Origin of the sequence: Streptococcus sp. WM07 (assembly GCF_004570525.1) — a bacterium.
Lineage (GTDB): Bacteria > Bacillota > Bacilli > Lactobacillales > Streptococcaceae > Streptococcus.
Map to the genome: position 1 here is coordinate 1 of NZ_SPPZ01000395.1, position 205 is coordinate 205.

Below are 205 nucleotides of genomic sequence, written 5' to 3' on the forward strand. Positions count from 1 at the left end.
AAAGCTGCAGTAGATGCAGCAACAACAAATGCAGGAGTTGAAGAAGCTAAGACTGCAGGTGTTGACACTGTTAAAGCTATTAACCCAGATGCAGTTGCTAAGCCTGAAGCGAAGAAAGCCGTCGATGAAGCCGCTCAAGCCAAGAAGGATGAAATTGACGCTCGCTCTGATCTAACAGACGAAGAGAAAGCAGCAGCTAAGGCTC

The 205-nt window shown here is 47.3% G+C and carries 1 protein-coding gene; it reads left to right on the forward strand.

The genetic code is table 11. The features are described from left to right. A partial coding sequence (locus E4T71_RS09715; protein ID WP_135039053.1) for a DUF1542 domain-containing protein occupies positions 1–205 on the forward strand: 205 nt, incomplete at both ends.